Below are 1,399 nucleotides of genomic sequence, written 5' to 3'. Positions count from 1 at the left end.
CCTCCAGAATTCGCGGCAAATGAACCGCCATCGCCGACGTGACGCTCCAGGCGGCCGCGAAGGCAAAGGCGAGCAGCACCATCGCGCGGTCGATCGGAATATGCGGCTTTGGCGTGTCGGCTGCGATCCGATGCTCGCTCTTCAACCTGGGGACCAGGAAGGCGTTCAACGGCAGGCAGATCAGAATGTGCGCAGCCGCCCAGCCGAAGCAGGTCCAGCGCCAACCGATGGTTGCAAGGCCCCACGCGGTGAGCGGCCAGCCGATCGTGCTGGCAAACCCGGCGATCAGGGTAATGCCGGTGATGGAGCGGCGTGCGGTGTTGCCATAGATGCGCCCGAGCGCCGCGAAGGCTGCATCATACAGGCCAAGGCCCATGCCGACGCCGAGCAGCAGCCAGCTTGCAGCCATCAGAACGCGGCCTTGCGAAAGCCCGAGCAGGATCAGGCCGAACGCCAGGATAAGATTGGACGCACAGAGCACTTCGCGCCCGCCCATGCGGTCGATCTGGCGGCCGACGCGCGGGCCGAGCAGTCCTGATACCACGAGCGCCATCGAGAACGCGGCGAACAGCCAGTTCGTGGATATGCCGAGGTCCCGCGCAATCGGGTCCGCGAGAATGGCCGGCAGATAGTAGCTCGACGCCCAGGCCAGGGTTTGCGTCGTGCCGAGCGCGACGATCAGGAGGTTATCTGCACGGCGGCTCATTCAGCGCGCGCACCCGGCGTCCTCGGCGAAACCACCTCGCCGTCTTCCTTGACGAACCGGCCGATGTCGGCAACGGCGAGGAGATCGAGGACGGCCTCGGACGGCCGGCATAGCTTCACGCCCTTCGGCGAGACCACGATGGGCCGATTGATCAGGATCGGATGCGCCATCATGAAATCGATCAATTCGTCGTCGCTCCATTTCGGATTGACGAGGTCGAGCGCGGCATAGGGCGTGCATTTCTCGCGGAGCAGCGCGCGCGGTGTCATGCCCATGGCAGCGATCAGCGCGATCAGCTTGTCGCGCGAGGGAGGCGTCTTGAGATATTCGACGATCTCGGGCTCCTGCCCGCTTTGGCGGATCATTGCCAAGGTGTTGCGCGACGTCCCGCAATCGGGATTGTGGTAGATCGTGATCGTCATCGGACTGCTTCCTTGGTGGTTTCGGCGCCCCGCAGCAGCCAGGTCATGAATGCCAGCGCGACCATGGCTCCCAGAACCTCGGCGACGATGAATCCCGGCAGATCCTGCCCGCGGATGCCGGAAAACGTGTCGGTGAACGATCGCGCGATGGCAACGGCCGGATTGGCGAAAGATGTGGATGCGGTGAACCAGTACGCGGCCGTGATGTAAAGCCCGACCAGCCATGGAATTGCGGCCTCACGAAACCGGAGGCCACCAATGATCGTTGCGA

Annotated in this window: 2 protein-coding genes and 1 pseudogene; all 3 read right to left on the bottom strand. The window is 64.0% G+C overall.

The features are described 5' to 3' along the window. Nucleotides 1-706, bottom strand: a 706-nt coding sequence (locus H8B02_RS47170; RefSeq protein WP_229172498.1) for an MFS transporter, incomplete at its 3' end; no start/stop codon positions are given. After that, nucleotides 703-1,128: an arsenate reductase (glutaredoxin) gene (arsC, locus tag H8B02_RS47165; protein WP_229172497.1), complete on the bottom strand. Its 426-nt coding sequence runs from the start codon at nt 1,126-1,128 to the stop codon at nt 703-705. The genes H8B02_RS47170 and arsC, both read right to left, overlap by 4 nt. Continuing rightward, nucleotides 1,125-1,399: pseudogene (locus H8B02_RS47160) on the bottom strand (aquaporin family protein); the annotation flags it as partial. The gene arsC and the pseudogene H8B02_RS47160, both read right to left, overlap by 4 nt.

This window comes from Bradyrhizobium altum (assembly GCF_020889705.1).
GTDB lineage: Bacteria > Pseudomonadota > Alphaproteobacteria > Rhizobiales > Xanthobacteraceae > Bradyrhizobium > Bradyrhizobium altum.
Note: the sequence above shows the minus strand (reverse complement) of the source record. Positions and strands in the feature narration are given on the sequence as shown.

Excerpts from the sequence above, each read along its gene's own strand:
- arsC (WP_229172497.1), bottom strand. The coding sequence starts at position 1,128 with ATGACGATCACGATCTACCACAATCCCGATTGCGGGACGTCGCGCAAC.